At 72.8% G+C, this 25,629-nt stretch carries 22 protein-coding genes; 15 read left to right on the top strand and 7 right to left on the bottom strand.

Going from position 1 to position 25,629, the window contains the following annotated elements:
• Nucleotides 1–12: 12 nt before the first annotated feature.
• The 3 genes from rpoZ (at nt 13) to metK (ending at nt 3,200) form a co-directional block, all read left to right on the top strand.
• A complete protein-coding gene (rpoZ, locus tag OG309_RS06770; protein WP_046907460.1) occupies nt 13–285 on the top strand; it encodes a DNA-directed RNA polymerase subunit omega in 273 nt (90 codons plus the stop codon).
• Nucleotides 286–416: 131 nt separating this feature from the next.
• Nucleotides 417–1,631 (top strand): bifunctional phosphopantothenoylcysteine decarboxylase/phosphopantothenate--cysteine ligase CoaBC, encoded by a 1,215-nt coding sequence (gene coaBC / locus OG309_RS06765; RefSeq protein ID WP_329418955.1) that lies wholly within the window; start codon nt 417–419, stop codon nt 1,629–1,631.
• A 360-nt stretch (nt 1,632–1,991) separates the two neighbouring features.
• Complete coding sequence (gene metK / locus OG309_RS06760) at nt 1,992–3,200, top strand: methionine adenosyltransferase (protein ID WP_329418953.1); 1,209 nt, start codon at nt 1,992–1,994, stop codon at nt 3,198–3,200.
• A gap of 79 nt (nt 3,201–3,279) precedes the next feature.
• On the opposite strand, the gene OG309_RS06755 is transcribed toward metK, so the two are convergent.
• Genes OG309_RS06755 through OG309_RS06740 form a run of 4 tightly spaced genes read right to left on the bottom strand, consistent with a single transcriptional unit; the run spans nt 3,280 to nt 8,463 of the window.
• A complete protein-coding gene (locus OG309_RS06755; protein ID WP_329418952.1) occupies nt 3,280–4,416 on the bottom strand; it encodes a hypothetical protein in 1,137 nt (378 codons plus the stop codon).
• Between the two features lie 54 nt (nt 4,417–4,470).
• Nucleotides 4,471–6,381, bottom strand: a complete 1,911-nt coding sequence (locus tag OG309_RS06750) for a hypothetical protein (RefSeq protein ID WP_329418951.1) — start codon at nt 6,379–6,381, stop codon at nt 4,471–4,473.
• Nucleotides 6,378–7,127, bottom strand: a complete 750-nt coding sequence (locus OG309_RS06745; RefSeq protein ID WP_329418950.1) for a toll/interleukin-1 receptor domain-containing protein — start codon at nt 7,125–7,127, stop codon at nt 6,378–6,380. The genes OG309_RS06750 and OG309_RS06745 overlap by 4 nt, the downstream gene beginning before the upstream one ends.
• Nucleotides 7,120–8,463: a helix-turn-helix transcriptional regulator gene (locus OG309_RS06740; RefSeq protein WP_329418948.1), complete on the bottom strand. Its 1,344-nt coding sequence runs from the start codon at nt 8,461–8,463 to the stop codon at nt 7,120–7,122. The genes OG309_RS06745 and OG309_RS06740 overlap by 8 nt, the downstream gene beginning before the upstream one ends.
• A gap of 181 nt (nt 8,464–8,644) precedes the next feature.
• Here OG309_RS06740 and OG309_RS06735 point away from each other — a divergent pair, with 181 nt between their 5' ends.
• Nucleotides 8,645–10,792 carry a primosomal protein N' gene (locus OG309_RS06735; protein WP_329418946.1) on the top strand — a complete coding sequence of 716 codons (2,148 nt, stop codon included), beginning with the start codon at nt 8,645–8,647 and terminating at the stop codon, nt 10,790–10,792.
• 87 nt (nt 10,793–10,879) lie between these two features.
• Here the strand turns inward: OG309_RS06735 and OG309_RS06730 are convergent, their stop codons facing one another.
• Nucleotides 10,880–11,404, bottom strand: a complete 525-nt coding sequence (locus OG309_RS06730) for a hypothetical protein (RefSeq protein WP_329418944.1) — start codon at nt 11,402–11,404, stop codon at nt 10,880–10,882.
• A 264-nt stretch (nt 11,405–11,668) separates the two neighbouring features.
• On the opposite strand from OG309_RS06730, the gene fmt reads away from it, so the two are divergent.
• The 7 genes from fmt to OG309_RS06695 all read left to right on the top strand — a co-directional run bounded on the left by fmt (nt 11,669) and on the right by OG309_RS06695 (nt 18,734).
• On the top strand, nt 11,669–12,601 hold the full coding sequence (fmt, locus tag OG309_RS06725; RefSeq protein WP_329418942.1) for a methionyl-tRNA formyltransferase: 933 nt from the start codon (nt 11,669–11,671) through the stop codon (nt 12,599–12,601).
• 234 nt (nt 12,602–12,835) lie between these two features.
• The gene (locus tag OG309_RS06720; RefSeq protein ID WP_329418939.1) at nt 12,836–14,257 is read left to right on the top strand and encodes an RsmB/NOP family class I SAM-dependent RNA methyltransferase; all 1,422 of its coding nucleotides are present in this window, start codon (nt 12,836–12,838) and stop codon (nt 14,255–14,257) included.
• Nucleotides 14,258–14,364: 107 nt separating this feature from the next.
• Entirely contained in the window at nt 14,365–15,048 is a 684-nt protein-coding gene (gene rpe, locus OG309_RS06715; RefSeq protein ID WP_329418938.1) for a ribulose-phosphate 3-epimerase, read from the top strand.
• 186 nt (nt 15,049–15,234) lie between these two features.
• Nucleotides 15,235–16,284, top strand: a complete 1,050-nt coding sequence (locus OG309_RS06710; protein WP_329418936.1) for a sugar-binding transcriptional regulator — start codon at nt 15,235–15,237, stop codon at nt 16,282–16,284.
• A gap of 85 nt (nt 16,285–16,369) precedes the next feature.
• A complete protein-coding gene (locus OG309_RS06705) occupies nt 16,370–16,858 on the top strand; it encodes a ribonuclease domain-containing protein (RefSeq protein WP_329418934.1) in 489 nt (162 codons plus the stop codon).
• The gene (locus OG309_RS06700) at nt 16,845–17,186 is read left to right on the top strand and encodes a barstar family protein (protein ID WP_329418932.1); all 342 of its coding nucleotides are present in this window, start codon (nt 16,845–16,847) and stop codon (nt 17,184–17,186) included. Before OG309_RS06705 ends, OG309_RS06700 begins: the two co-directional genes overlap by 14 nt.
• A gap of 105 nt (nt 17,187–17,291) precedes the next feature.
• On the top strand, nt 17,292–18,734 hold the full coding sequence (locus tag OG309_RS06695) for a GuaB1 family IMP dehydrogenase-related protein (protein WP_329418931.1): 1,443 nt from the start codon (nt 17,292–17,294) through the stop codon (nt 18,732–18,734).
• A gap of 15 nt (nt 18,735–18,749) precedes the next feature.
• Here OG309_RS06695 and OG309_RS06690 read toward each other — a convergent pair whose 3' ends face one another.
• A complete protein-coding gene (locus OG309_RS06690) occupies nt 18,750–19,796 on the bottom strand; it encodes a GDSL-type esterase/lipase family protein (protein WP_329418929.1) in 1,047 nt (348 codons plus the stop codon).
• Nucleotides 19,797–20,130: 334 nt separating this feature from the next.
• Between OG309_RS06690 and OG309_RS06685 the strand changes: the two genes are divergently transcribed.
• Both OG309_RS06685 and OG309_RS06680 read left to right on the top strand, forming a co-directional pair.
• On the top strand, nt 20,131–21,594 hold the full coding sequence (locus OG309_RS06685; protein WP_329418928.1) for an amino acid permease: 1,464 nt from the start codon (nt 20,131–20,133) through the stop codon (nt 21,592–21,594).
• A 10-nt stretch (nt 21,595–21,604) separates the two neighbouring features.
• A complete protein-coding gene (locus OG309_RS06680) occupies nt 21,605–22,060 on the top strand; it encodes an Lrp/AsnC family transcriptional regulator (protein WP_030691274.1) in 456 nt (151 codons plus the stop codon).
• Nucleotides 22,061–22,148: 88 nt separating this feature from the next.
• Here OG309_RS06680 and OG309_RS06675 read toward each other — a convergent pair whose 3' ends face one another.
• The gene (locus OG309_RS06675; RefSeq protein WP_329418925.1) at nt 22,149–22,694 is read right to left on the bottom strand and encodes a Repetin; all 546 of its coding nucleotides are present in this window, start codon (nt 22,692–22,694) and stop codon (nt 22,149–22,151) included.
• Nucleotides 22,695–22,985: 291 nt separating this feature from the next.
• Here OG309_RS06675 and OG309_RS06670 point away from each other — a divergent pair, with 291 nt between their 5' ends.
• Entirely contained in the window at nt 22,986–23,804 is an 819-nt protein-coding gene (locus OG309_RS06670; RefSeq protein WP_329418923.1) for a carbon-nitrogen hydrolase family protein, read from the top strand.
• Between the two features lie 56 nt (nt 23,805–23,860).
• Complete coding sequence (locus OG309_RS06665) at nt 23,861–25,573, top strand: flavin monoamine oxidase family protein (protein WP_329418922.1); 1,713 nt, start codon at nt 23,861–23,863, stop codon at nt 25,571–25,573.
• Nucleotides 25,574–25,629: the final 56 nt, after the last annotated feature.

The raw sequence follows: 25,629 nt of genomic DNA, 5'->3' as shown, positions 1-25,629 counted from the left end.
GGAAGGTAGAGCGTGTCCTCTTCCATCACCGCGCCCGAGGGCATCATCAACCCGCCGATCGACGAGCTGCTTGAGGCGACGGACTCCAAGTACAGCCTCGTGATCTACGCGGCCAAGCGTGCGCGTCAGATCAACGCGTACTACTCGCAGCTGGGCGAGGGCCTGCTTGAGTACGTCGGTCCGCTCGTCGACACCCACGTCCACGAGAAGCCGCTCTCGATCGCGCTGCGCGAGATCAACGCGGGCCTGCTGACCTCCGAGAAGATTGCGGACCCGGCGCAGTAGAGCACCCACGTTGTAACGCTTGTCACCACAGGCCCGGCGGAACACCCGCCGGGCCTGTGGTGTCTCATGGAGTCGTACGCATCCGAGTACGCATCCGAGTACGCATCCGACCGCGGGGAGCAGGGGAAGTCGTGGCCAAGCCGAAGGTCGTCCTGGGCGTGAGCGGCGGAATCGCCGCGTACAAGGCGTGCGAGCTGCTGCGGCGGCTGACCGAGTCGGGTCACGACGTCCGTGTCGTGCCCACCGACTCCGCCCTGCACTTCGTCGGCGCCGCCACCTGGTCCGCGCTCTCCGGCCACCCGGTCTCCACCGAGGTGTGGGAGTCCGTCCACGAGGTCCCGCACGTCCGCATCGGCCAGGGCGCCGACCTGGTCGTGGTCGCCCCGGCCACCGCCGACATGCTGGCCAAGGCCGCCCACGGCCTCGCCGACGACCTGCTCACCAACACGCTGCTCACCGCGCGCTGCCCGGTGGTCTTCGCCCCGGCCATGCACACCGAGATGTGGGAGCACCCCGCCACCCAGGAGAACGTGGCGACGCTGCGCCGCCGTGGCGCCGTCGTCATCGAGCCCGCCGTCGGCCGGCTCACCGGTGTCGACACCGGCAAGGGCCGCCTCCCCGACCCCGGCGAGATCTTCGAGATCTGCCGCAGCGTGCTGGCCCGCGGGGTCACCGCCCCCGACCTGGCCGGCCGCCACGTCGTGGTCAGCGCGGGCGGCACCCGTGAGCCCCTGGACCCGGTCCGCTACCTGGGTAACCGCTCCTCCGGGAAGCAGGGCTACGCCCTCGCCAAGGCCGCCGCCGCGCGTGGCGCCCGGGTCACCCTGGTCGAGGCCAACACCGGCCTGCCCGACCCGGCCGGCGTCGACGTGGTGCACGTCGGCACCGCCGTCCAGCTGCGCGAGGCGGTCCTCAAGGCCGTCGCCGACGCCGACGCGGTGGTGATGGCGGCCGCGGTCGCCGACTTCCGGCCCGCCGCCTACGCCTCCGGCAAGATCAAGAAGACGGACGACGGCGGCGCTCCCACCGTCGAGCTGGTCCGCAACCCCGACATCCTCGCCGAGCTCGCCGCCGAGCGCGCCCTGCCCGGCCAGGTCGTCGTCGGTTTCGCCGCCGAGACCGACGACGTGCTGGCCAACGGACGCGCGAAGCTGCGCCGCAAGGGCTGCGACCTGCTCGTCGTCAACGAGGTGGGGGAGCGCAAGACCTTCGGCTCCGAGGAGAACGAGGCCGTGGTCCTCGCCGCCGACGGCACCGAGACCCCCGTCCCGTACGGCCCGAAGGAGGCGCTCGCGGAGACGGTCTGGGACCTGGTGCTCCCGCGCCTGCGCGCCCAGCGGTCCTGACCTGCCGTGCACCTGCCCTGACCTCCCACGACCGCCTCCGGCGTCACGTGTCTCCGCCATCTTCGGCGCCGTCCTGACACAGTCGGGTGTGACATGGGTGGCAGAAGTGGCGCGGCGGGGTCTCCGTCAAGAGAACAGACCGTCCGGTTTTCGTCGCGACGGCACCGCCAAAACGACTAATATCGGACAATCTCGCGCTCAGGACGGGTGATTTCCACTCCCCTCCGCGAATCACGTGCCAGGAGTCCTGGCCAGATACCCGATCGTGACCGATAGACTGTTCTCGGAACGTCGCGGGGCGCAGCCCCCTGCCGGTCCGCATTCGAATAGCCAGCAGCCGCTGCAACCCCAGGGAGCGTTGTGTCCCGTCGTCTGTTCACCTCGGAGTCCGTCACCGAGGGTCACCCCGACAAGATCGCTGACCAGATCAGTGACACCATCCTCGACGCGCTTCTCAAGGAGGACCCCACCTCCCGCGTCGCCGTCGAGACCCTGATCACCACCGGCCTCGTGCACGTGGCCGGCGAGGTCACGACCAAGGCCTGGGCGGACATCCCCACCCTCGTCCGCAACAAGATCCTCGACATCGGGTACGACTCCTCGAAGAAGGGCTTCGACGGCGCTTCCTGCGGCGTCTCGGTCTCCATCGGGTCGCAGTCCCCGGACATCGCGCAGGGCGTCGACACCGCCTACGAGTCGCGCGTCGAGGGTGACGAGGACGAGCTCGACAAGCAGGGCGCCGGCGACCAGGGCCTGATGTTCGGCTACGCGTCGGACGAGACCCCGGAGCTCATGCCGCTCCCGATCCACCTCGCCCACCGGCTCTCCCGCCGCCTCACCGAGGTCCGCAAGAACGGGACCATCCCGTACCTGCGCCCCGACGGCAAGACCCAGGTCACCATCGAGTACGACGGCGACAAGGCCGTCCGCCTCGACACGGTCGTCGTCTCCTCCCAGCACGCCTCCGACATCGACCTCGAGTCGCTGCTCGCGCCCGACATCCGCGAGTTCGTCGTCGAGCACGTGCTGAAGCAGCTCGTCGAGGACGGCATCAAGCTGGACACCGACGGCTACCGCCTCCTGGTCAACCCGACCGGCCGCTTCGAGATCGGCGGCCCGATGGGCGACGCCGGCCTCACCGGCCGCAAGATCATCATCGACACCTACGGCGGCATGGCCCGCCACGGTGGCGGCGCCTTCTCCGGCAAGGACCCGTCGAAGGTCGACCGCTCGGCCGCCTACGCCATGCGCTGGGTCGCCAAGAACGTCGTCGCCGCGGGCCTCGCCTCCCGCTGCGAGGTCCAGGTCGCGTACGCGATCGGCAAGGCGGAGCCCGTCGGCCTCTTCGTCGAGACCTTCGGCACCAACACCATCGAGACCGAGAAGATCGAGCACGCCATCGCCGAGGTCTTCGACCTCCGCCCGGCCGCGATCATCCGCGACCTCGACCTGCTCCGCCCGATCTACTCCCAGACCGCCGCCTACGGCCACTTCGGCCGCGAGCTGCCGGACTTCACCTGGGAGCGCACCGACCGCGTGGACGCGCTGAAGAAGGCCGCGGGCATCTGACCCCACGCCTCACGGCAGTCGTACGAAGGCCCGGGACCCCTTGGGGGGTGCCGGGCCTTCGGTGTGTCCAGGGGTGGGTCTACCAGCGGTCGTCGCCCGGGCCGGCCTCGCCGGTCGGGTGGTTCTGGCTCGGGCCCGTTCCTGGACCCTCATGATTGCCGGGCGTTTCCTCATCATCCGTCGGCGGACCCTGGAGGTCACGCTCCATCTCGTCGGCCAGGCCTACCAGCGTCTCGGCTCCGGGTACTCCCGTGGCCCTCGCGTCGTCGGCGACCCGCCGGGCGAAGAGCAGCCACCTCGGGTCGTCCTCGTCGAGTCCGGAATCGTGCATGAGCCGGGTGAAACGGTCGGCGAACGTCTCGGCGGCCTCCTCGTCCGCCCCCTGCCCCTCGTCCCCCTCCCCGCCGTCGACGGGAGCGTTCCGCAGCGCCTCTCCCTCCCCGACGCCGCCCAGGAAGCCGTGCAGCCGCTCGGGTACCGGCTCGTCGTTGGCGACCGCGGTGAGCTGGGCGAGCAGACCGATGTCCGCCACGGCCTTGTCGACCTTGTCGTCGTTCTTGGCCAGCCACCACACCACAGCGCTGCCCGTGGAAGTGAGCACGTCCTTGCCGAGGTAGGCCCGCTTGCTCTGCTCCCACTTGCGCTCGTGCTCCCAGACCGCCTCGTCCTTCCGCACCGTGGCCAGTTTCTCCAGCCGCTCCCGGTCCGCGTCGGAGAGCGTCACCACGAGGTTCTCCGCCATCGCCAGGACCCGGCCGGTCGCATCGGGGAGCATCGTCGCCAGCTCACCGCTCAGCTGGTGCTGCACCAGGCTGGCGCGCTGCGGCGGCTGCTCGACTGTGATCACCCGTGCCCGGGACAGCACGGCGTCCACCGCGAGCCCCGCACTGCTGACCTCGGGCGCCCCGTGGGGCACGTCGACCGGCACCCAGCGGACGAGGGCGGTGACCAGGAAGTCGTAGTCGGGGGAGAGGCTGGGCAGCGCGATGTTGCGGACGACCTTCTCCCAGCGCTCGATCGGGGGGATGGGCAGGTCGGGTTCGAGGACGAACTCGCGGGGGATGAGTGGTCGCCGTCTGCGTACCCCGACGAGCACGGCAGCAGCGACCGCCAGCAGCGCGCCGAAGGCGGCCGGCCAGGCCCACCAAGCCCATCGGGTGCAGAGTCCGGCGATCACGATCACCAGGGCGCCGATGAGTGTGAGGAAAGCCGTCATGGTCTTGTGTCCAGAACTCACGGTGATGTCTCCGGGACGAGGGTCGGATGGGGATCAGCGAGCGGGCCGGAGCCCCTGCGCGGCGTCGAGCCGCCGGCGCAGCCGCCCGCTGCACGGGTGAGGGAGCGACAGGACATAGAGCCGGGCCACGACGGCCGGGTCGGGCCCGGCGGCCCGGGCGAGGACATCGAGCAGCACGTCCCCGTACCGGCGGTCCTCGTCGGCGGTGCTCAGCCATTCCTCCGCCTGGGGCAGCCACTCGGCCTCGTCGCGGCGGGTGCACAGGGCGCGCCAGGCGGTGGTGAGAGCCGTGACCACGTCGTGGCGGTCGAGGAGCGGCGGGCGGTTCTCGCGGGGCGAGGTGAGGAGGGGCGGGGCGGCGCAGGCGCGGAAGAGGGTGACGTCGGCGCGCCAGGTGTGCTGGGTCAGGTCCCGGGCGAGGCGGTCGAGCATGCTCCGCTGGAGTTGCCGGTCGGACGTCACCAGCGTCAGCAGGTGCCGGTCGGCGCCCAGGTTGCGGCCGGCCCGCCGGGCCAGGTGGTGCAGACGGACCAGCGCCTCGAACGGGTGGCTGATCGCGATGACGTCCTTGGAGACGGCTACGAGCGCCCGGGCGAGTCCGCGAGGGAGTTCACTCTCTTTGGTCCACGAGTAGATCTTCTGGCGAAAAGTCCGGCCGGTGCTCGGATGGCTGAGTCCGTGCCCGAGTGCCTGGACCGCGGCCTGGACCGATCGGGATTCGTCTCTTTGTGCCCAATCCTCTGCTAAGGCGAGAAGAGCCTGATGCTGGCCCGTCCTCAGAGACTGCTCCGCGTAGCCGGCGACAAGTGCGTCGCGGTCGGTGGACGTGAGCGATGGAAGCTGAACGGTCTGCCCGACCCATGACTGTAAGTGCTGCCATAGACCCGGCATATGTGTCCAGAAATGGGTGCGGACGGCTGCCGCATAGTCGGGCAGGTCAAAGGTGACCGAGCCGTCTGGGCGCACGGATGCCTTGATGGCGGCCAGCTGCCGGGACATTGCCTCGCGTTCGAGGAGCGGCCGGTCGTCTGCTGGGTGCCCGACAACCCTGAGGAGTTCGACGCCGGCGTGATGCAGTACGTGGGGGCGGGCCCCAGGAAGCATCGCTGTCGCGAGGAGCAGGGCACGGTCGGGCCCCGTGGTCAGGGCGTCGACCGCCGCCTGCACGGTGGGGGCGAGTGCGTGCAGACTCCGAAGGGCCACGGCACACCAGGACTCGACGCCCTCCATGGGGTTGGCCTGCCGTGCCTCACCCACGAGCCGGGCGAGGCGGGCGATGTCACGGAGGGGTGGGGACTCCGAGATGTAGGCATGGACGACGGGCGGTAGATCCGCGGGAGCTTCCACGACCGGCGGGTCATCACAGCGCAGGGCGCGCATCAGGAGGTCCATGCCGTTCGGACGCATGATCGTGTGCCGCCAGGCCGCCACCTCGTTGCTCATGGGGTGGGTGCGGTGCGGGAGGACGACCACCAAGTGGGCTCTGCGGTCCCGTACCGACTGGTGGAATGAGGGAAGCCTGTCGAGCACCAGGTCCCATGTCCCTTGCTCGGCCTCGGAGAGGTCGAGCAGCAGGCGATCGCCCTCACCGAGATACTTGCCCGCCAGGTCTGCTTCGAGGTCCTGGTCCGGCAGGATCTGACGGGGAGGCCGGGACTTCGTCAGCTTGTGCAGCAGCATCCGGGCCGTGGCGTTGCGCCCGCTGCCCGGCAGCGCGTCCAGAAGAAGCGTGCCCTGGTGCCGCAGGCGTTCACGGGCCCTGGCCATGCCGGTAGGAGGGACGAATCGCCGGGAGAGCCAGGCGAGGTGGTCCTCGGCCAGCGGTCGGAGTGGCGGAGCACCCGGCGCTGTCGGCTCACGGAAGTTGTAGATGTACTGGGGGCCCGAGCCGGCGTGCACGTTCCCGCCCTCGGCCTGCACCCCCGTGAAGAACGCTCCGCTCATCGGCCGTCGGCCTCGTCCCTCTCCGCGTGGCCGAAGCGGTGTGAGATGCCCCCGTGGTTGTCCCCGGCCACATACGCCGTACCGTCACCGGTGATGTTCGGGCGGTGGGTGTGGGTGTGGTTGTGCTGGGCGCCGGGGCCGGTGTGGACCGGGCCGGTCGGGCCCGTGATGATCGTGCCGAGTTCGCCGATGTCCCGTGTCTGGAGGCTGACGCCGCTGTTGCCGCCGGCGATCGAGTTGCGCGTCGTGCCCGGTGTCTCCGTGTCCGGGGCGGTGCGGCGGGCGTCGCGGGACGCCAGGCGGGGCACGAGTTCGGCCACGGCGTCGCCGATCTCCCGCAGATCCCGGTCGTGGCTCGTCGAGTCGATGCGCAGGGACTGGAGCTCCGCCAGGTGTGCCAGCTCCGGCGGCAGGCTGGCAGGGTCCAGGCGGTCCGTCCGGCGGCCCCGGATGACGGGGACCACGGGCACGCCGCAGCGCCAGGCCTCCGTGATCTCGATGCGGACCCAGTCGTCCTCCTCGCGGAGACGCGGGTGTGCCGACCATTCCGGTCCGATGACCGGGAGCAGGACGCTGCTCCGCCGGACACGGGTCAGCAGTTCGTGGGGGAAGCTTTGGCCGGCCCGGATCGACTCGCCGGCGAAGAACGCGGCGTCCTTGCCGAAGCGCTGCGACAGGGCCTGGTAGATGAGCGCGGCGATCTCGTTCCCGTCACCGGTCCGGTAGTTGATGAAGATCTCAGACACGCGGGACTGCCTCTCGTACGACGGTGGGGTGGACGGTGTCGTGCAGTGCGGCCGTGAGCAGTGGCGACAACGCGCGCACGGCCGGGTTCCTGTGGTGCCGGGCGAGGACACGGGAGAGGCGCTGGAGATCGACGCGGATCGTCGCGGAGGCGAGTGCCTCGCCTCCGGCCAGCAGCGGCAGGGCGATCGCGCACGCGTGCTCCACCTCGCCCGCCACCGCGTGGGAGAGCGCGCGGCGCACCCCGTAGCGCACCCGGGTGCGCAGGGCGTGCTCCGGGAGGAGGGCGACCTCCCGGTCGAGGGCCTCCGCCGCCTGCCGTGGCAGTCCGAGGTCGAGCAGGCACCAGCCGGTCGTCATGGAGACGGGATCGCCGACATGGGTGGTGCCGACCACGGGCAGGCCGTCCGCCCCGGCGGTCGCGGCGCGGTCGAGCAGGCCCCTGGCCCGGTCGAGGGCGCGAAGACAGGAGTCGCGGTCGCCGCCGAGCGCATGGCCCTGGGCTTCGCGCTGGGCGGCCAGGCCACGGACGCGCGCCGGTAATCGGCCTGCCTGCGCTCCCTGGACGAGCTCGACGGTGGCCTTGGCGTCACCGCTGTAGAAGGCGATCAGCCCCCGGCGCACGAGGGCGTACGCCGCCAGGTCCCGGTCGCCCGCGGCCTCGGCGAGTCGCACGGCGGCGTCCGTCCACGTGAGCGCGGCCCCGTCGTCCCCGCTCTCCTGGGCCATCCAGCCGGTGAACTCGGCGTACCGGGAGGCGAGCACGTACAGGCCCCGCGCCGTGCGACCTCCGGAGGCACGGGCCAGGGAGGGCAGCGCGCGGGCCTGGGCGGCGAGGGAGGGCAGGACGAACGCGGCCGGGGCGGTCTGGCCGAGCCGTCGGAACTCCCCGAAGAGGGCCTGCACGCCGTCGAGCAGCGGCCCGCCGACGGCGTCCGCCATCCCGGCCGGGTCCGCCGCCCCGACGGCGCGAGCCGGCGAGGCGGGGGTCATGCCGCCGCCGGCCCCCGCAGCCCCGGCGGGCGGTACCGGCTCCGCCGCGCCCGAGGGAGGGCCGCCCAGCGCGAGCGCGGCACCGGCACCGGCCGCCATCACCAGACGGCGGCTCGGGCGCGGCACACCCGGCCCGTACGGCACGAGGGCGGCGAGCTCCCCGGCCGCGCCGACGGCGCCGTCGCACAGCCGCGCCAGCTCCGGAGTGGGCTGCTGTCGGCCCGTCTCCACCTTGCTCAACTGCCCTTTGCTGTAGTGCACGCGCGCCGCGAGCCCGTCCAGCGTCATGCCTGCCGCCAGCCGTCTCCGGCGCAGCTCGGGGCCGAACTTGGCCAAGCTGTTCACCCTCGCTCCCCTCCTCGTTCCGCATGACAGCCTGGGTCCGTTCGTGAAGCGGCAACAAGGCGGTCGGAGCTGTTTCACGTTTCCATTCGCGGCGGCGTGGCGGACAGAGCGCCGATTCGGCCAGCACATGGCCGATCCCTTGCACCGGGGACTGTCGGTGCCGTCTGGTAGGTATGAGGCTGTGAGCAGCGAGAACGAGAAGGCCGAGAAGGCCGTGGGGGACGGGGAGCCCGAGCAGCTCGCGCTCATTCGGGAGACCGTGCGCACGGCGAAGGTGCCGCGGGCCAAGCCCCGGACGTGGCGGGGGGCCGCGCTGGCCAAGGAGCTGCCGGTGGCGCGGGTCGTGGTGAACAAGGGGGTGCTCCACCTCGACCAGTTCTTCGACTACGCCGTGCCCGAGGAGCTCGACGAGGCCGCGCAGCCGGGTGTGCGGGTGCGGGTGCGGTTCGGGGCCGGGGCGCACCAGGTCAGGGGCGGGCGGCGGGAGGGCGGGCGGCTCATCGACGGGTTCCTCGTGGAGCGGCGCGCCCACTCGGACTACTCCGGCCCGCTCGCCGCGCTCGCCGACGTCGTCTCGCCCGAGCCGGTGCTCGGCCCCGAGCAGCTCGGCCTCGCCCGCGCGGTGGCCGACCGGTACGCCGGCAGCCTCGCCGACGTGCTCCAGCTCGCCGTACCGCCGCGCAGCGCCCGCGCCGAGAGCCGGCCCTCCCCCGCGCCGCTGCCGCCGCCGCCCGCGCCCGAGGCGGGCAGCTGGCGACGGTACGAACGGGGCGCCGCCTTCCTGGACGCCCTTGCGCGCGGCGGGGCGCCCCGGGCCGTCTGGAACGCGCTGCCGGGGCCGCACTGGGCCGAGGAGATCGCCCGCGCCGTCGGCGCCACCCTCGCCTCCGGGCGAGGCGCCCTCGTCGTCGTCCCCGACGGGCGGGCCGCCGACCGCGTGGACCAGGCGCTCACGGAGCTCCTGGGCGACGGGCGGCACGCCCTCCTGACGGCCGAGGCCGGCCCCGAGAAGCGGTACGCCCAGTGGCTCGCCGTCCGGCGCGGCGCCGTCCGCGCCGTCGTCGGCACCCGGGCCGCGATGTTCGCGCCCGTCCGCGACCTCGGGCTCGCCGTCATCTGGGACGACGGCGACACCAGCCACAGCGAACCCCACGCCCCCCAGCCGCACGCCCGCGACGTCCTGCTCCTGCGCGCCGCCCACGACCGGTGCGCCTTCCTGCTCGGCTCCACCAGCTGCACCGTCGAGGCCGCCCAGCTCGTCGAGACCGGCTGGGCCCAGCCGCTCGCGGCCGGCCGCGACCAGGTACGGACCGCCGCCCCCCTCGTACGGACCGTCGGCGACACCGACCTCGCCCGCGACGAGGCCGCCCGCGCCGCCCGGCTGCCCACCCTCGCCTGGCAGATCGTCCGGGAGGGGCTGAAGACCGGCCCCGTCCTCGTCCAGGTGCCGCGCCGCGGCTACGTGCCCCGCCTCGCCTGCGAGCGGTGCCGCACGCCCGCCCGCTGCCGGCACTGCGCCGGGCCCCTCGAAGCGCCCGAGCAGCAGGCCCTGCGCTGCGGCTGGTGCGGGCGCGGCGCCGACGACTGGCACTGCGTCGAGTGCGGCTCGAACCGGCTGCGGGCCCAGGTCGTCGGCGCCCGCCGCACCGCCGAGGAGCTCGGCCGGGCCTTCCCCGCCGTGCCCGTACGCACCTCCGGACGCGACCACGTCCTCGACCGGGTCCCCGGCCGCCCCGCCCTCGTCGTGAGCACCCCCGGCGCCGAGCCCGTCGCCGACGGCGGCTACGCCGCGGCCCTGCTCCTCGACGGCTGGGCCATGCTCGGCCGGCCCGACCTGCGCGCGGGCGAGGAGGCGCTGCGGCGCTGGATCGACGCGGCCTCCCTCGTCCGCGGCCAGGAGGACGGCGGCACCGTCGTCGTCGTCGCCGAACCGACCCTGCGGCCGGTGCAGGCCCTCGTCCGCTGGGACCCTGTCGGCCACGCCCAGCGCGAGCTCGCCGAGCGCGCCGAGCTGGGCTTCCCGCCGGTCTCCCGGATGGCCGCCGTCGCCGGCCCCCCGGACGCCCTCGCGGCCTTCCTGGCCGGCGCCGAGCTGCCCCCCGACGCCGAGATCCTCGGCCCCGTCCCGCTCCCCGTCACCCGCCTCGGCGGGCCGCGCCGGCCCGGCGACACCCCGCCCGGCGAGCAGTGGGACCGCGCCCTGATCCGCGTGCCGCCGGGCAGCGGCGCCGCCCTCGCCCTGGCCCTGAAGCACGCCCAGGCGTCCCGTCTGGCACGCGGCGGGGGCGAGCCGGTGCGGGTGCGGGTGGACCCGCCGGACATCGGCTGAGCGCGGCACGGCGACGGTGCCCGCGCACGGCGAAAGGCCGCCCGTCGCGTCCCGTGCGCGACCGGCGGCCTTCGGGCTGCGGGGAGGTCAGCCGTTGCGCGGGGCCGGGAAGGCCGGCGGGCGCGGCTCCTCGCGGAGGGTCTGGCTGCCCGAGGTGGGCTGCGGCGGCATGCTGCGGGCCGGGGGCACCACCGGCAGCGTGCGGGTCGCCGCGGGCTCGGGCGTGCGCTCCGGCTCCAAGGCGGCGGCCGCGCCCTGCTGCGGGGCGCGGCGGGAACCGTAGCGGCGGTGCACCGCCTGCTTGGTGACTCCGAGTGCGGAGCCCACCGCGTCCCACGAGAACCCGAGCGAGCGGTCGAAGTCCACCGCCGCCGTCACCAGGGTCTCGACGCTGTCCCGCAGCTCCTGGGCGAGGCGGACGGTCGGGGCGGGGGCACGCCCGTAGACGACGAAGCCCGTGGACGGGGCGGAGCGGCGAGGGCGGTAGACATTGCCCAGTTGGGCCGTCAGCGTGCGCAGTGCGTCCACCTGCCGCCGGACCCGCTCGATGTCCCGCACCAGCAGGTGCAGACTCGCCCGGGCCTGGGCGTCGTGGGTTGCGTGGTCGGCCATGGATAAGCCTCTCGAACCGGCGTGAAAAGGGGCGGGCCGCTGGGGGAGGGGCGACCCGATTCGGTCAATCTCCTTTGACCAACGCGCCACCCGGGGTTGGGTCACGCTGCGGGGGCGTACACGCATATGCGCAGGGCGCTCGTCCTCGCGTACGCCCCCTTCGAACGACGCCCGACGGGACGCGCACCCGGGGCGCCCCGTCCCGCGACCCGGCCTAGACTGGTGCGCTGCCCGCCACCGCCCCTAGATGCGAGGTTTTCCCGCGTGAAGCTCGTCTTCGCTGGTACCCCCGAGGTCGCCGTACCCGCCCTGGACGCCCTGCTCGCCTCCGGGCGGCACGAGGTGGCCGCCGTCGTCACCCGCCCCGACGCGCCCGCGGGCCGTGGGCGGCGGCTCGTCGCGAGCCCCGTCGCCGAGCGGGCGGCGGAGGCCGGGATCGAGATCCTCAGGCCGGAGCGGCCCCGCGACGAGGCCTTCCTCGCCCGGCTGCGGGAGATCGCCCCCGACTGCTGCCCGGTCGTCGCCTACGGCGCGCTGCTGCCCCGGGTGGCCCTCGACATCCCCGCGCGCGGCTGGGTCAACCTGCACTTCTCGCTGCTGCCCGCGTGGCGCGGCGCGGCGCCCGTCCAGCACGCCGTGATGTCCGGGGACGAGGTGACCGGCGCCTCCACGTTCCAGATCGAGGAGGGCCTGGACTCCGGCCCCGTCTACGGCGTGGTCACCGAGGACGTCCGCCCCACCGACACCAGCGGTGACCTGCTCACCCGGCTCGCCTTCGCGGGCGCCGGGCTGCTCGCCGCGACCATGGACGGCATCGAGGACGGCACCCTCAAGGCCGTTCCGCAGCCCGCCGACGGCATCACGCTCGCCCCGAAGATCCAGGTCGAGGACGCGCACGTCGACTTCGCCGACCCCGCCCTCCGGGTCGACCGCGTCGTCCGCGGCTGCACCCCGGCCCCCGGCGCCTGGACCCTCTTCCGCGGCGAGCGCCTCAAGCTGATCCAGACCGCCCTCGTCACGGACCGCACCGACCTCGCCCCGGGTGAGCTCGCCGCCGGCAAGAACAACGTGTACGTCGGCACCGGCTCCCACGCGGTCGAGCTGCTGTGGGTCCAGCCCCAGGGCAAGAAGCCGATGAAGGCGGCCGACTGGGCACGCGGCGTCCGCATCGCGCCGGGGGAGCGGGTCGGCGCCTGACGCCACCGCGGCCGACGTAGGCTGGGAGGGCCGGGGGCCGCGCTCCCGGCCATCCCAGCAGTCCCAGCGGTACCAGTGGTTCCGGCAGTCCCAGCGATGCCGGTGGTTCCGGCAGTCACAGGGGCCCGGTGGGTCACGGCACAGTCGGCCGCCCCCGGCCCCCTGCCGGGTCCTTCCGTCCTTCGGCACCCCTCCCCACCTTCTCCACCGATCCATTCCTCACGCGGAGCACCTTTGAGCGAGCAGGCACGTCCCCGTACCCCCAAGCCCTACCGGCGCCCCAAGAAGGACCCCGTCCGGATCCTCGCCTTCGAGGCGCTGCGGGCGGTCGACGAGCGGGACGCCTACGCGAACCTCGTGCTGCCGCCGCTCCTGAAGAAGGCCCGGGAGAAGGAGGGGCCCGAGAAGTTCGACGCGCGGGACGCGGCCCTCGCGACCGAGCTCGTCTACGGGACGCTGCGCCGCCAGGGGACGTACGACGCGATCATCGCCTCCTGCATCGACCGGCCGCTGCGCGAGGTCGACCCGCCCGTGCTCGACGTGCTCGCGCTCGGCGCGCACCAGCTGCTGGGGACCCGCATCCCGAGCCACGCCGCCGTCTCCGCCAGCGTGGAGCTGGCCCGGGTGGTGCTGGGCGACGGGCGGGCCAAGTTCGTCAACGCGGTGCTCCGCAAGATCGCGCAGGACGACTTCGACACCTGGGTGCAGAGGGTCGCGCCGCCGTACGACGCCGACGCCGAGGACCACCTCGCCGTCGTCCACTCGCACCCCCGCTGGGTCGTCTCCGCGCTGTGGGACTCCCTCGGCGGCGGCCGCGCGGGCATCGAGGCGCTGCTGGAGGCCGACAACGAGCGGCCCGCCGTGACCCTCGTCGCCCGGCCGGGCCGCTCCACCACCGAGGAACTGGCGGCCGCCGCCGAGACCGAGCCCGGCAGCTGGTCGCCGTACGCGGTGAAGCTGGCCGAGGGCGGCGAGCCCGGCGCCCTCCAGGCCGTCGCGGAGGGCCGCGCGGGCGTCCAGGACGAGGGCAGCCAGCTCGTCGCCATCGCCCTCGCCAACGCGCCGCTCGACGGCCCCGACGCCCGCTGGCTCGACGGCTGCGCGGGCCCCGGCGGCAAGGCGTCCCTGCTGGGCGCCCTGGCGGCCGAGCGCGGCGCCGCCCTGCTCGCCTCCGAGAAGCAGCCGCACCGCGCCCGGCTGGTCGAGCGCGCCCTGGCCGGCAACCCCGGCCCGTACCAGGTCATCGCCGCCGACGGCACCCGCCCGCCGTGGCGCGAGGGCGTCTTCGACCGGGTCCTGATGGACGTCCCCTGCTCCGGGCTCGGTGCTCTGCGCCGCCGTCCCGAGGCCCGCTGGCGCCGCCGCCCCTCCGACCTGGACGGCTTCGCCCCGCTGCAGCGCGGGCTGCTCACCGAGGCGCTGCGGGCCGTGCGCGTCGGCGGTGTCGTGGGGTACGCGACCTGCTCCCCGCACCTGGCCGAGACCCGGGTCGTCGTCGACGACGTCCTGAAGAAGGTGGGCGGCGCCGAGCTGATCGACGCCCGGCCGCTGCTGCCCGGCGTTCCCGAGCTCGGCGACGGCCCCGACGTCCAGCTGTGGCCACATCTGCACGGCACGGACGCCATGTATCTGGCGCTGATCCGCCGAACCGCCTGACACCCGGGCGGCGGAATCACCTGGTCTGTACCAGTACGGGACCTCCTCCTTCGCACGCAAACCGCTTCGCGGCAAAGAAGTGCTCAAGAACATGGCAGGCTTGGCACATGGCGCAGATCAATCCCAGCATCCTGTCCGCGGATTTCGCCCGGCTCGCCGAGGAGGCGAAGGCGGTCGACGGGGCCGACTGGCTGCACGTCGACGTGATGGACAACCACTTCGTGCCCAACCTGACGCTGGGCGTGCCGGTGGTCGAGTCGCTCAGCCGGGCGACGGCCACCCCGCTCGACTGCCACCTCATGATCGAGGACCCGGACCGCTGGGCCCCGCAGTACGTGGAGGCCGGCGCCGGGTCGGTCACCTTCCACGTCGAGGCGGCCGCGGCGCCGGTGCGCCTCGCGCGGGAGATCCGGGCCAAGGGGGCCAGGGCGTCCATGGCGCTCAAGCCGGCCACGCCGATCGAGCCGTACGAGGACCTGCTGCCCGAGCTGGACATGCTCCTGATCATGACGGTCGAGCCCGGCTTCGGCGGGCAGTCCTTCCTCGACATCATGCTGCCGAAGATCCGCCGCACCCGTGAGCTGATCTCGAAGCACGGTCTGGAGCTGTGGCTCCAGGTCGACGGCGGCGTCGCGGAGTCCACGATCGAGCGGTGCGCCGAGGCCGGCGCGGACGTCTTCGTGGCCGGTTCCGCCGTCTACGGCGCCGCCGACCCGGCCGCCGCCGTGCGCTCCCTGCGGGCGAACGCGGAGGCCGCGACGGCCTCGGCGGCCTGGGCTTGTGGCCACTGAGCCGCCAACGGGCCTCCGGTACATGAACGCGGCCCGTCGGGCCGCCGACAGAACCGAACAGGACCCACCGGATCTGACAGGATGAACGGTGAGTCCAGAGTGTGAACGGAACCGGGCGCTTCAGCCCCGGTGACAACAGCGTGACGCGGTGGCAGCAGGTGTCACGCGGTACGCGAGCAGCCGTACGTGAACAGCAGTGAGGAGATCGCGGTGGCGGGTATGTCGGCGGGACGGTCAGCCCTGCGGATGGGACCCGCGGAGCTCGTGCAGGCGGCGGCCATGGCCCGCCGTTTCTACCTCGAGGGCAAGTCCAAGATCCAGATCGCCGAGGAGTTCGGCGTGAGCCGCTTCAAGGTGGCCCGGGTCCTGGAGACCGCCCTGGAGCGCGACCTCGTGCGCATCGAGATCCGCGTACCGGCGGAGCTGGACGCCGAGCGCTCGGACGCGCTCCGCGCCCGCTACGGACTCCGCCACGCCGTCGTCGTCGAGTCGCCGGCGGAGGGCGCGGACGAGTCGCCCGACCCGGAGAACCTCGGCGAGGTCGCGGCGGACCTGCTCGGCGAGCTGGTCACCGAAGGGGACGTCCTGGGCCTGGCCTGGGGCCGGTCCACCATCCACATGGCGGCGGCTCTCGACCGGCTGCCGCCCTGCACCGTCGTCCAGCTCACCGGCGTCTACGACGCGGGCACGGCCGAGCGCGGCTCGGTCGAGGCGGTACGGCGTGCCGCCCAGGTCTCCGGCGGCGAGGCGCACCCGATCTACGCGCCGATGCTGCTGCCGGACCCGGCCACCGCGGCCGCCCTGCGCAGCCAGACCGGGATCGCGCGGGCCTTCGAGTACTTCGACAAGGTGACGGTCGCCTGCGTCTCCATCGGTTCCTGGGAGCCGGGCATCTCCACCGTCCACGACATGCTCTCCGACGAGGAGCGCGCCCACTACGCGTCGCTCGGCGTCGCGGCCGAGATGTCCGCGCACCTCTTCGACACGGAGGGGCGCCGGGTCGGCCGTGACCTGGGCGAGCGGTGCATCACCGTCGAGGCGGACCGGCTGCGCCGGATCCCCGAGGTCGTCGCCATCGCGGGCGGCCAGCGCAAGGCGGCGGCGATCGGCGCGGTGCTCCGCTCGGGTCTGGTCACCAGCCTCGTGACGGACCGCTCGGCGGCCGACTACCTGCTCACCGAGTCCAGCCCCGGCCCCCGCCCCGCCCTCGACCGCACGGACCCGGACGGCAACTGACCCGGGACTCCCGCTCCGACACGCCCCGCCGCTCACCCGGCGGGGCGTTCGTGTCGGCGGCGGCGCTCGGTGGCAGCATCGGGGCATGATCCTGCGATGCGCCCGGCTCGGGCTCGCCCTGCTGGCCGGGCTCACGCTGCTGCTGACCGGGTGCTCCGGCGGAACGGGCGGCGCCACGAGTGGTGCCGGCACCGCCACGAGCACCGTCGCCGCCTCGCGCACCACGGCCGCCGCCCCGCCCCAGAGCACGCGGAGCCCGGGCGCCGCCCCGACCCGCTTCTCCCGGCTCCCCGTCGTCCACGAGGGCGCGCTGCCCGCCGAGGCCCGGCGGACCCTCGCGCTCATCAGGAGCGGCGGCCCCTTCCCGTACGCCAAGGACGGCACCGTGTTCTCGAACTTCGAGCGCGTGCTGCCGCAGCACAAGCGCGGCTACTACCACGAGTACACGGTCCGGACCCCCGGCGAGCGCGACCGCGGGGCCCGGCGGATCGTGACCGGGCGGGACGGGGACGTGTACTACACCGACGACCACTACGAGAGCTTCCGGGAGGTGGTCGCGGATGAGGCTCGATGAGCTCGGCACCCCTGTCGTCCTCGACCTGTACGGGGTCGCAGACAAGGCCGCCTTCATGGAGCGCTGCGCCACCGCGCTCGCCCTGCCCGACTGGTTCGGACGCAACTGGGACGCCCTCGCCGACTGCCTGACCGACCTGCCCGAGCCCGTCGCGCTCGTCGTCACCGGCTGGCAGGAGTACGCCGGGGCACGCCCGCGCGAGTGGCGGCTCGCCCAGGACGTCCTCGCCTCGGCCGTCGAGGAGCGTCCCGCGCGCCTCGCCGTGTTCCTGTCCCTGGGGGAGGTCTTCGGAGGAAACGACGAAAGGCACCCCGGAAGCCTCGGATGAATCGCCCGGGGCTGGTATTCGTACAGGCGTGGGACAATGAACTACGTGCTTTTTCCCCTGGCTGAAATGCCTAGGGGCCGATCCGAACGACTGGGATGTCAGCACGTGCGTTTCCTCAATGACGTCAAGCCGCCGTACGACCTCACGTACGACGATGTGTTCATGGTGCCGAGCCGCTCGGCCGTGGGTTCCCGCCAGGCCGTGGACCTCTCCTCGCCCGACGGGACCGGTACGACGATCCCGCTGGTCGTCGCCAACATGACCGCCATCGCCGGCCGCCGCATGGCCGAGACCGTCGCCCGTCGCGGCGGCCTGGTCGTCATCCCCCAGGACATCCCGATCGAGGTCGTCACCGACGTCATCGGCTGGGTCAAGAGCCGCCACCACGTCCTGGACACCCCCATCGTCCTGGAGCCCCACCAGACCGTCGCCGACGCGCTGTCGCTGCTGCCCAAGCGGGCGCACGACGCCGGTGTCGTCGTGGACGAGGACCGGCGTCCGATCGGTGTCGTCACCGACGCCGACCTGTCCGGCGTGGACCGCTTCACGCAGCTGTCCGAGGTCATGTCGAAGGACCTGCTGCTCCTCGACGCCGACATCGAGCCGCGCGAGGCCTTCAACACCCTCGACGCCGCCAACCGCCGCTACGCCCCGGCCGTCGACAAGGACGGCAGGCTCGTCGGCATCCTCACCCGCAAGGGCGCGCTCCGCGCGACCCTGTACAGCCCGGCCGTCGACGCCAAGGGCGGCCTGCGCATCGCCGCCGCCGTCGGCATCAACGGCGACGTGGCGGGCAAGGCCAAGCAGCTGCTCGACGCGGGCGTGGACACGCTCGTCATCGACACCGCGCACGGCCACCAGGAGTCGATGATCAGCGCGATCAGGACCGTCCGGGCGCTCGACCCGCACGTCCCGATCGTGGCCGGCAACATCGTCGCCGCCGAGGGCGTCAAGGACCTCATCGAGGCCGGCGCGGACATCATCAAGGTCGGTGTGGGCCCCGGCGCCATGTGCACCACCCGCATGATGACCGGCGTGGGCCGCCCGCAGTTCTCCGCGGTCCTCGAGTGCGCCGCCGAGGCGCGGAAGTACGGCAAGCACGTCTGGGCCGACGGTGGAGTCCGTCACCCGCGCGACGTCGCCATGGCGCTCGCCGCCGGTGCCTCCAACGTCATGATCGGCTCCTGGTTCGCCGGGACCTACGAGTCCCCGGGCGACCTCCAGCACGACGCCCAGGGCCGTGCGTACAAGGAGTCCTTCGGCATGGCCTCGGCCCGTGCCGTCCGCAACCGCACGAGCGACGAGTCCTCCTACGACCGCGCCCGCAAGGCGCTGTTCGAGGAGGGCATCTCCACCTCGCGCATGTTCCTCGACCCGCAGCGTCCGGGCGTCGAGGACCTGATCGACTCGATCATCGCGGGCGTCCGCTCCTCCTGCACCTACGCCGGTGCCGCCTCGCTCGCCGAGTTCGAGGAGAAGTCGGTCGTGGGCATCCAGTCCGCCGCCGGTTACGCCGAGGGCAAGCCGCTGCACGCCAGCTGGAGCTGACGCTCCCCGGCTCCTCTAGAGCCGACCGCGGGCCCCCGGGAGATCCCTCCCGGGGGCCCGCGGCGTTCCCGGCGCCGCGAAGCCCGTCGCGCGCAGCTCCCGGGCCACCGCCGCCGCGATCCGCCGGTGGCCCCGGTCGTTGGGGTGGAGCCCGTCGGCGAGGTCCTGCGGCCCCAGGAGCGGCCGGCCGGGCAGCAGGGCCAACCGGGTGTCGCCGGCCGTCACGAGGTCCCGTACGGCCTCCTCCATGGCCGTCCGCAGCTCCGCGAGGGTGGCGCCCAGGGCGTTGCCGGTCCGTTCGGCCGCCGGGCGCAGCACGGGGGAGAGCAGCAGCAGCGGGGTGCCGGGGTGACCGCGGCGGACCAGGCCGACGAAGGCGCGGGTGGTCTCGTAGAGCAGCGGGGCCGAACAGGGCACGGCGGCCCAGCAGTTGGTGCCGAAGGCGAGGGTGATCAGCTCGCCGGGGAGCCGGGCGAGGTGTTCGGCGAGCGGGAGTTCGCCGCGCGCGCCGCCCGCGAAGCCGAGGTTGACCGGGTCCAGGCCGAGCGCCCGGCCCGCCGTCGCGGGCCAGGAGTGCGCGGGGCGGGTCGACCACCAGCCCTCGGTGATGGAGTCGCCGTGGACCAGCCAGCGGGGGCGCCGGGGCGCGGGGGACAGGGCGCCGCCGACCGCCCGCAGGCCGCCGACGACCGGCGCCTGGTCCTCCGGCAGGTGGACCGTGAAATCGCCTCCGCCGGGCGGGAGTTCGAGCAGCACCGAGCTCTCCTCCGCCGGTTCCGCGAAGACCTCGGCGAGACAGCGCCGGCCCTGCCACAGCGCGAAGCCGTGCCGCAGCGCGCGCAGCGCGTCCCCCGGCCGGGGGACCGTCGCCCGGTAGCGCAGCTCCACGGCCCGGGTGCCCGGCGCGGCCGTGAACTCGACCCGCACCCCGATGGGCAGCGCGGCCCGCTCGGCGATGTCCCAGGGCAGCCGTTCCAGGTCGGCGGGGTCGGCGCGGACCGGCCGGTCGCCGTCCAGCCAGGCCGTGCCGCGAAGGAAGGGGGCGGGCTCCAGCCAGCTCACGAGGACCTCCGTCTCAGGCGGGTGCAGCGTGGGTCATCCGTCCGGAGGAGTCAAGGTGCGCGCACGGGTCGCTCCATGCCCCTGATGTGTCGATTCATGCGGGGGAGCGCAATGTTTCCCCGTCTGTGCCGCAAGCGCGCAATGATCATCTGCCACTGCGCAACAACCCTGCATTACGAGTGCGAAGCCCGAGCCCTTAGGCTCGTGCCCCGTACCAGGAGTGGCGGCGACCGCCTGCTCGGCGGTTCCCCCTTCCCCCGTGGGCTGTTCAGTCATGCCCGCGTACCGCCGCGGTCCCCGCCCCATCGTCAGGCAGCGATAAGGAGCCCCCGCAGTGCTGGACCATGGCGCAGCCCCCCCGGTCGAGGAATCGACCGCCCGCAAGGCCTCCGGGCTTTCCGCCCTGACCCGCCGCAAGCCGGTGGAGAACCTGGTCGCGGAGGGTGGACAGGGAGAAGGCGGCAGTCTCCGCCGCACGCTCGGCATGTGGCAGCTGACGATGATCAGCATCGGTGCGACGCTCGGCACCGGCATCTTCGTCGTGCTCGGTTCGGCGGTGCCCAAGGCCGGTCCCGCGGTCACCCTGTCCTTCGTGATCGCCGGTCTCACGGCGCTCTTCTCGGCCCTCTCGTACGCCGAGCTGGCCGGCTCCATACCGGTCGCCGGCTCCTCGTACTCGTACGCGTACGCAACGATGGGTGAACTCGTCGCCTGGGTCTGCGGCTGGTGCCTGGTCCTGGAGTACGGCGTCTCCGTGGCCGCCGTGGCGGTCGGCTGGGGCGAGTACCTCAACGAGCTGCTCGACGGCACCATCGGCGTCACCCTCCCCGACGTGCTGTCTTCCGCCCCGGGCGAGGGCGGCGTCATCAACCTCCCCGGCCTGATCGTCGTCCTGCTGGCGATGGTGTTCCTGCTCGGCGGCGCCCGTGAGTCCGCCGTGGTCAACACGGTCATGGTCGTGGTGAAGATCGCCGCGCTCGTGCTCTTCTGCGCCATCGGCTTCGTCGGCTTCAAGTCCGGCAACTACAAGGACTTCATGCCGCTCGGCATGGCAGGCGTCGGCGCCGCGAGCGCCAGCCTGTTCTTCTCGTACATCGGTTTCGACGCCGCCTCCACGGCCGGCGAGGAGGCCAAGAACCCCAAGCGCGACCTGCCGCGGGCGATCATGCTCTCGCTGCTCATCGTGACCGTCCTGTACGTGCTGGTCGCGGCGGTCGCCGTCGGCGCCTGGCACTGGAAGGACTTCGAGGGCTCCGAGGCGACCCTCGCCGCGATCATGAACGACGTCACGGGCCAGACCTTCTGGGGCACGATGCTCGCCGCCGGTGCGGTCATCTCCATCGCCAGCGTCGTCCTGACCGTGCTCTACGGCCAGACCCGCGTCCTGTTCGCGATGTCCCGCGACGGCCTCGTCCCGAAGGTCTTCGGGAAGGTCAGCGCCAAGACCGGCACCCCGCGCGTGAACACGGTGATCGTCTCCCTGTTCTGCGCCGCGCTCGCCTCGGTGATCCCGCTGGGCAAGCTGGTCGACGCGACCAGCATCGGCACCCTGTTCGCCTTCGGCCTGGTCAACATCGCGGTCATCGTGCTCCGCTACTCGCGCCCCGACATGCCGCGCACCTTCAAGGTCGCGTTCGGCCCGGTCTTCCCGGTGCTCGGCTTCCTCTTCTGCGCGTACAACATGTTCAGCCTCGACGCGATCACCTGGGTGGTCTTCGGTTGCTGGATGGCCGCGGGACTCGTGTTCTACTTCCTGTACGGCATGCGCCGCTCCCGACTGGCATCAGCAGAGAAGTGATCCACCCGTAGTGCGACTCAACGACCTCGACGAACGCATCGTCCACGCCCTCGCGGAAGACGCCCGCCGCAGCTACGCCGACATCGGCTCGCTGGTCGGTCTCTCCGCTCCCGCGGTCAAGCGCCGGGTCGACCGGCTCCGGGCCGAGGGTGCCATCACCGGCTTCACCGTACGGGTGGACCCGGCGGCGCTGGGCTGGGAGACGGAGGGGTTCGTCGAGATCTACTGCCGCCACAACACCTCGCCGGAGGACATCCGGCGAGGTCTCGAGCGGTATCCCGAGGTGGTGTCCGCGTCGACCGTCACCGGTGACGCGGACGCCGTCGTCCAGGTCTTCGCCTCCGACATGCGTCACTTCGAGCGGGTCCTGGAGCGGATCGCCGGCGAGCCGTTCGTGGAGCGCACCAAGTCCGTCCTGGTGCTCTCGCCGCTGCTGCGGCGCTTCTCCTCCGGCTCGCCCGCGTAGCCCTCACGGGCCCGGACGGGCCCGGACGGTGCGGGCCGTGGTTCCCGCGCCGCCCCTCGCCCGCCCACCCCCGTGGGGCGGTCAGCGGCTACTCGGCCGGGTACTCGAACTGCCAGGGCAGCACCGTGAAGTCGCCGGTGCCGGCCTTGACCCGCTCGAACGGGGCGACGCTGTTGCAGGGCGGGACCTCGTCCTTCGTCGGGTCGGACGCCATCCAGCTGTAGCCCAGCCGGTCGTGCCCGCCGTTGTCGTACACCGACACGCCGACCCGCTTGTGCAGCAGACCGGGCACGTCGGTCTCGGTGACCACGCCGGTGACCGTGGCCACCTTGCCCCCCGTCGCGAGGCAGTCCACCTTCACCTCGGCGGTGCCGCCCCAGTCCCCCTTGAAGTGGCTGTAGCGGAAGGTGCCGGTGGCGGCCAGCGGATCGTTGCGGTCCTTCGCCGGCAGATGCGCGTCGAAGCTGAAGGTGATGTCGTCCCCGGCGGGCCGGTAGAGCTTCGCGGTGCCGGTCAGCGCGGCGGCCTCCCGGCCGCCCCCCTTCCCGTCGCCCGAGGCGGTGGCGGAGCCGGCCGCTCCGGCGGTGATCAGCAGGGCGGCGGCCACGGCGGCGATCTTCGTGCGGCGATTCATGTCGTTTCGGTCCTTTCGGCAGGTCAACCGGACGACCACCACTCTTCCGCGCAGGCCGCGCCAGGGCGTCGGGCCCGGGAACGGTCCGTGTCTCCGCCGTGCGGCGGGGGAGCCCTACGACCCGGGTCGCGGCCGCGCGCAACGAATCACCGTCGAGGACGACGATCGCGCAACGGTTCGACGGTCGGTCCGCAACGGTCTCGCCTTGTCCCGGCAGAGCCCGAAACCGTACCGTTTTTGACGTCTTCCCTTTGAATCACTCCCTCACCTTCTGCCCCCCGAGGATCGCCGATGCCCGCGCTGCGCACCGCCCTGCTCCAGAGCTCCGGACAGCTCGGTGACGTGGCCGCCAATCTGAAGATCCTCGACGAGGCCGCGGGCCGCGCCGCGGCGGCCGGGGCCGGGCTGCTCCTCACCCCCGAGCTCTACCTCACCGGCTACGCGATCGGCGCCGACATCGCCCGCCTCGCCGAGCCCGCCGACGGTCCCTCCGCTCAGGCCGTCGCCGAGATCGCCGTCCGCCACGGCCTGGCCGTCGGCTACGGCTACCCGGAGCGGGACACCGGGGCGCACGGGGTGCTCCACAACTCCGCGCAGCTCTTCGGCGCCGACGGCGCCGTGCTCGCGCACTACCGGAAGACCCATCTCTTCGGCGACTTCGAGCTGAAGTGGTTCACCCCCGGCGACCGCGCCGTCGTCCAGGCGGAGCTCGCCGGCCTCACCGTCGGTCTGATGATCTGCTACGACGTCGAGTTCCCCGAGAACGTACGGGCGCAGGCGCTCGCCGGCACCGACCTCCTCCTCGTGCCGACCGCGCTCATGCACCCGGCCGAGGTCGTCCCCGAGTCCGTCGTCCCCGTGCGCGCCTTCGAGAACCAGATGTACATCGCGTACGCCAACCGGACCGGCCCCGAGGGCGACTTCGAGTTCGTCGGCCTGTCCACGCTCGCGGCCCCCGACGGCACCGCCCGGGTCCGCGCCGGACGGGGCGAGGACCTCGTCATGGGCGACGTCGACAGCGACTTCCTCGCGGCCTCCCGCGCGGAGAACCCCTACCTCCGCGACCGGCGCCCGGGCCTCTACGGCCCCCTGGTCCACGACCGGGCCTGAGCCGCCCCCGCCCGTCCTCCCCCGCTTCATTCTTTCGTGCAAGGAGTCCGTACCCCATGACGTCCACCGTGCCCAACGCCGTCGAGCACGCCGACGAGCAGCAGCCGCCGATCACCATGTTCGGTCCGGACTTCCCGTACGCCTACGACGACTTCCTGGCCCACCCGGCCGGCCTCGGCCAGATACCCGCGACCGAGCACGGCACCGAGGTCGCCGTCATCGGTGGCGGCCTGTCCGGCATCATCGCGGCGTACGAGCTGATGAAGATGGGCCTCAAGCCCGTCGTCTACGAGGCGGACCAGATCGGCGGCCGGCTGCGCACCGTCGGCTTCGAGGGCCCGGAGACCGAGGGTCTGACGGCCGAGATGGGCGCGATGCGCTTCCCGCCCTCCTCGACCGCGCTCCAGCACTACATCGACCTGGTCGGCCTGGAGACCACGCCGTTCCCGAACCCGCTGGCCGAGGCCACTCCGTCGACCGTCGTCGACCTCAAGGGCGAGACCCACTACGCCGAGACCATCGACGACCTGCCGCAGATCTACCGCGACGTCGCCGAGGCCTGGAACGCCTGCCTCGACGAGGGCGCCGACTTCTCGGACATGAACCAGGCGATGCGCGAGCGCGACGTCCCGCGCATCCGCGAGATCTGGGCCAAGCTGGTCGCGAAGCTGGACGACGAGACCTTCTACGGCTTCCTCTGCAAGTCCGAGGCCTTCCAGTCCTTCCGCAAGCGCGAGATCTTCGGTCAGGTCGGGTTCGGCACCGGCGGCTGGGACACCGACTTCCCGAACTCCATCCTGGAGATCCTCCGGGTCGTCTACACCGAGGCCGACGACCACCACCGCGGCATCGTCGGCGGCTCCCAGCAGCTGCCGCTGCGCCTGTGGGAGCGCGAGCCGGGGAAGATCGTCCACTGGGCCCAGGGCACCTCGCTGAGCTCCCTGCACGAGGGCACTCCGCGCCCGGCCGTGACCCGTCTGACCCGCGCGGCCGGCAACCGGATCACCGTCACCGACGCGTCCGGCGACATCCGCACGTACCAGGCGGCGATCTTCACCGCCCAGTCCTGGATGCTGCTGTCCAAGATCGCGTGCGACGACTCGCTCTTCCCGATCGACCACTGGACGGCGATGGAGCGGACCCACTACATGGAGTCCTCGAAGCTCTTCGTCCCCGTGGACCGGCCGTTCTGGCTGGACAAGGCCGTCGACGGCGAGGGGAACCCGACGGGTCGCGACGTCATGTCGATGACGCTGACCGACCGGATGACCCGCGGCACCTACCTCCTGGACGACGGCCCGGACAAGCCGGCCACCATCTGCCTCTCGTACACGTGGTGCGACGACAGCCTGAAGTGGCTGCCGCTGTCCGCGAACGAGCGCATGGAGGTCATGCTGAAGTCGCTCGGCGAGATCTACCCGAACGTCGACATCCGCAAGCACATCATCGGCAACCCGGTCACCGTCTCCTGGGAGAACGAGCCCTACTTCATGGGCGCGTTCAAGGCCAACCTGCCGGGTCACTACCGCTACCAGCGGCGCCTGTTCACCCACTTCATGCAGGACCGCCTGCCCCAGGACAAGCGCGGCATCTTCCTCGCCGGCGACGACATCTCCTGGACGGCCGGCTGGGCCGAGGGCGCGGTGCAGACGGCGCTCAACGCGGTCTGGGGCGTGATGCACCACTTCGGCGGCGCGACGGACGCCACCAACCCGGGCCCGGGCGACGTGTACGACGAGATCGCCCCGGTCGAGCTCCCGGAGGACTGATCCCCCGGCCCGGTCTAGGGCCTGTCGTCAAACTCCCGCCTGCCCCGCGACGACGG

Origin of the sequence: Streptomyces sp. NBC_01268 (assembly GCF_036240795.1) — a bacterium.
Classification (GTDB): domain Bacteria; phylum Actinomycetota; class Actinomycetes; order Streptomycetales; family Streptomycetaceae; genus Streptomyces.
The sequence above is the reverse complement of the archived record's forward strand: the minus strand, read 5'-3'. Positions and strand labels throughout refer to the sequence as shown.

Bases quoted from the DNA above. Each gene is read 5' to 3' on its own strand.
- OG309_RS06755 (WP_329418952.1), bottom strand. From the start codon at position 4,416: ATGACGGCTTTCCTCACACTCATCGGCGCCCTGGTGATCGTGATCGCC.
- OG309_RS06750 (WP_329418951.1), bottom strand. From the start codon at position 6,381: ATGAGCGGAGCGTTCTTCACGGGGGTGCAGGCCGAGGGCGGGAACGTG.
- OG309_RS06730 (WP_329418944.1), bottom strand. From the start codon at position 11,404: ATGGCCGACCACGCAACCCACGACGCCCAGGCCCGGGCGAGTCTGCAC.
- rpe (WP_329418938.1), top strand. From the start codon at position 14,365: ATGGCGCAGATCAATCCCAGCATCCTGTCCGCGGATTTCGCCCGGCTC.
- OG309_RS06705 (WP_329418934.1), top strand. From the start codon at position 16,370: ATGATCCTGCGATGCGCCCGGCTCGGGCTCGCCCTGCTGGCCGGGCTC.
- OG309_RS06700 (WP_329418932.1), top strand. From the start codon at position 16,845: ATGAGGCTCGATGAGCTCGGCACCCCTGTCGTCCTCGACCTGTACGGG.
- OG309_RS06675 (WP_329418925.1), bottom strand. From the start codon at position 22,694: ATGAATCGCCGCACGAAGATCGCCGCCGTGGCCGCCGCCCTGCTGATC.
- OG309_RS06670 (WP_329418923.1), top strand. From the start codon at position 22,986: ATGCCCGCGCTGCGCACCGCCCTGCTCCAGAGCTCCGGACAGCTCGGT.
- OG309_RS06665 (WP_329418922.1), top strand. From the start codon at position 23,861: ATGACGTCCACCGTGCCCAACGCCGTCGAGCACGCCGACGAGCAGCAG.